1 protein-coding gene is annotated in these 4182 nt (G+C 57.5%); it reads left to right on the plus strand.

Going from position 1 to position 4182, the window contains the following annotated elements; genetic code table 11:
• Positions 1-4182, plus strand: a 4182-nt coding sequence (locus tag IP81_RS21070) for a hypothetical protein (protein WP_082356303.1), incomplete at both ends; no start/stop codon positions are given.

The following is a 4182-nucleotide window of genomic DNA, read 5'->3' on the forward strand; positions in this document are numbered from 1 at the left end:
TCTTGATGGTTTGACGTCAGGTGTAGTGACGGCGACGATTACGGAAACGGATGCTGAGACGCTTGCTGGGCTGACCGGGACTGGCAATGCTTACACGGTCACGGTGACGGGTGCGGCTACGGTTGCTCAACTCAACGCCATTGATGCTGCGACGACGGTTCAGGTCGATGCTACGGATGTGACGGCGCTGACGGGGACACAGGCCGCCGTCAGAATTGTCTTGATGAACGGCGGCGGCGTGAGTGCCCTTTCCAACCCGGCGGTGACGCTGGAAGACACGGAAATTGCGGCGCTTGATCTCAATGGCACGGCCCTCATGACCAGCGGCACGTTCAACGCGTCGTCTGTGGTTACGTTGACCGGAGAGCTTCAGCATGTGCTGTATAGCTATGAATCCGGTGAGATCACTGGCCTTGACGAAACGGCGATCACGTTGACGAACACGGGTTCGGTGACTGCCGCTGACCTGATCACGCTGAACGGTTATACCACGGGTGCGATCAGTGTGACGTCCATCACGGCGCTGACGGGATCTGCTGCTGATGTTCTTACCGTCGATAATGTTGCCGGAATCAGTACGGACTATAGTACGGTTGCTGTGACGCTTACGGGCAACACCGCTGAAGCATCCACTCTTAATAGCATCTTCGGTGTTGCAGCGAGCCTCGATGCCGCGTCTTTGTCGACGGTGACAGGTTCTGCTGCGGATGTGGAGACGCTTTATGCCACTGATGCTTTGGTTTCCGCTCTGAATGGCCTTGGCAACGAAGCCGTGACGCTGAGCGGGGCTACCGCATCAGCGGCGGATGTAAATACCATCAGTGGGTACACCTCGGGCACCATCAATCTGAACGCGGTGACGACGCTGACCGGCTCTGCCGCAGACGTTGCGACGGCCTTCAACGACAGCGAGATCAGCAACCACGCCGTCATTAATGTGACGCTAGACGACACGACGGCGGCGGTGGCAAATCTGATCACGATTGTCCAGGGCACAAGCGGCAGTACTTCCGCCACTTCTTTGACCGCATTGACCGGCAGTGCGAATGAATTGCACACATTCTACAATTTCAACTGGGATTTTAACTTTGGTGTTGCTGCTGATGTCGACCTCACCCTGACTGGCACGACGGCTGCGGCTTCGGACCTGAACTCGATCAATACGGATACGACGGGCACGATTGACGCAACGTCGGTGACGACGCTGACGGGTTCGGCGACCGATGTGACGACCGCCTATGCGGCCAATACTGCGGGCACGATCACGGGCCTTGGCAACGAAGCGGTGACGCTTGAAGACACCAGTCTGGCGGCGTCTGACCTGAACGACGTGAACGGTCTGACGACGGGCGTGGTCAACGCAACGTCTGTGACGACGCTAACGGGTTCGGCGGTGAGCGTGGCGACCGCCTATTTGGCCAATTTTGCGGGCCAGATCACGGGCCTTGGCAAAGAAGCGGTGACGCTGGACGACACCAGCCTGGATGCGGCTGCGTTGAACTCGCTGAACGGTGTGACGACGGGCGTGGTCAACGCAACGTCTGTGACGACAGTGACGGGTTCGGCAGCAGACGTAACGACCGCCTATGCGGCCAATACTGCGGGCACGATCACGGGTCTCGGCAACGAAGCGGTGACGCTTGAAGACACCAGCGTGGCTGCAGCGACCCTGAATGGGCTCAACGGCGAGACATCAGGCGTGATTACCTTGCCCAACGTGACCACCTTGACCGGTTCGGCTTCGGATGTGGCCATCAGCCTTGCGGCCAATGGCGCAGGCAGCCTCTCGGGCCTTGGCGCCGTCAATGTGACGCTTGACGACACGGCAGTGGCAGTGGCTGATCTGATAGCGATTGCTGCGGCCACCACCGGCACGATTGATGGCTCCGCGATCACGCAGATCAGCGGAACCGCGAGCGAAGTGCTTCAGGCGCTTGTCGAGCTCGATACCGATCCTAGCGACTTTAATGCGACGCTGACGGGTATTGCTGCAGCGATTGATATCACCGCGATTGAGGCGGCGAACGGAACCGGCACAATTGACGGATCCGGGCTTACGGAGGTCAACGGAACAGCGGCAGCGGTTCTCCAGGCGCTTACCGATCTCGATACCGATCCGACGAATTACAATTCGACACTAGTTGATACCACTCTAACGGCAACGGTGCTTAACGCGTTGGACGGTCTAACAACTGGCACGATCAACGCTTCGACGGTGACAACACTGTCGGGTGCGGCTTCGGATCTTGCGGCGAACTACGCGTCTTCTGGTATTTCCGGCCTAGGGAATGAGACGGTAACGGTTACCGGTACCACGGCGGCTGCCTCTGATCTCAACGTTATCGATGCACGCACCAGCGTCACGGTCAATGCGTTGTCTGTGACGGCCCTGAGCGGCTCGGCGTTTGACGTTGCGGCAAGCTATGCCTCTGGCGGCATCAGCGGGCTTGGCAATGAAACCGTTACGCTTTCGGCTGAGACGGCTGCTGTAGCCAATCTTCTTTCGATCAATACTGCGACAACCGGCACTGTCGATGCGTCTGCAGTAACGACGATTACGGGCACTGCTTCTAATCTTTCTATCCTATATCTGGCTCCTGCGGGCATTTCGGGACTGGGTAACGAGAATCTTGTACTGTCGAACACGACGCTTTCGGCGAACGTTCTGAACGGTGTCGATACGTTTACGACTGGCATCATCAATGCTTCATCCGTAGTCACGTTGACAGGAACTATTGAGGATGTGGCGCTAAGCTTCGCTTCGGCAGGCATTACAGGTCTTGGCGCAACGGCCGTTACACTGTCCGGCACCAGCACGACAGCATCGGTCCTTAATGCAATTGATGCTGGTACTTCGAGCGCGGTTGATGCGTCTTCGGTGACCGCTCTGAGCGGCTCAGCTTCGTCTCTGACGCAGAGCTACACCTCGGCAGGGATTACAGGTCTCGGCAATGAATCCGTCACTCTCAATGACACATCGCTGAATGTAACGGCGCTGAACGCGCTCGATGGTTACACCTCTAGTGCTGTCAATGCGTCTACCGTGACGACTTTGGCGGGCTCTGCAGCAAATGTTGCTACAAGCTATGCTTCCGGTGGGATAACAGGCCTTGGCAATGAAGCCGTCACCTTGACCGGTACAGCGGCAGCAGTATCCGATTTGAATGCAATTGATGCAGCAACTTCCGGTGATGTCGATGCGTCGTCAGTGGAGTCGTTGGCTGGTTCTAGCGCTGCCGTGGCAGCGGCCTATGCGTCTGCTGGCATCACGGGCCTGGGCAACGAAACAGTAACGTTGTCCGACAGCTCGCTTGTGGCGTCTGCCCTGAATGCTCTAGATGGTGTGACCAGCGAGACAATTTTTGCTTCGGCGGTAACAACGCTTACCGGTTCAGCCTTCGATGTCGCAACAAGCTATGCGTCTGACGGCATTGCGGGGCTCGGAAATGAAGCGGTCACGCTTTCTGGGCCGACGGCTGATGTATCTGATTTGATTGCCATTGATGGCGCAACTTCAGGTGCGGTGAATGCTGCGGCGATTACGACTCTGTCCGGTTACGCAGTGGATATGGCTGCCGTAGTTTTCTCGGACGGCATCGATGGCCTCGGTAACGAAGATGTCACGCTGCTCGATACCGAACTGGCGGCAAACACGCTGAATGTGACGGACGCCCTTACAGCAGGTACGATCGACGCATCGTCGGTGCAAACACTTACGGGATCGGCAACCGAAGTAACCATCAGCTTTGAAGCCGTCGGGATCACTGGCCTTGGCGCATCCGCAGTAACGCTGGATGATACCGCGCTGACCGCGATTGAACTGAATGCTCTGGATGCCTTCACCACAGGTACGATTGATGCATCAACTGTCGCGACGCTTACGGGTTCTGCAGCAGATGTAGCAGCCAGCTATGCGTCACTTGAGATCAGCGTCCTCGGTTCTGCTGCGGTGACGTTGTCGGGTACGACAGCAACAGCGTCAGATTTGATCACGATCGATGCAGGTACGTCCGGCACGATTGACGCTTCGACGGTCACGGCGCTTACAGGTTCTGCTGCCGACGTGGCAGCTGCGTTTGCTTCGGAAGAAATCGCCGGGTTTGGTGATGAGATTGCTGTGTTGACCGGGGCTGCTGAGGCCGCTGACATCACGGCGATCGAGACTGCGAATGGCAGCGGCAC

This window comes from Novosphingobium sp. AAP83, assembly GCF_001295795.1.
Lineage (GTDB): Bacteria > Pseudomonadota > Alphaproteobacteria > Sphingomonadales > Sphingomonadaceae > Novosphingobium.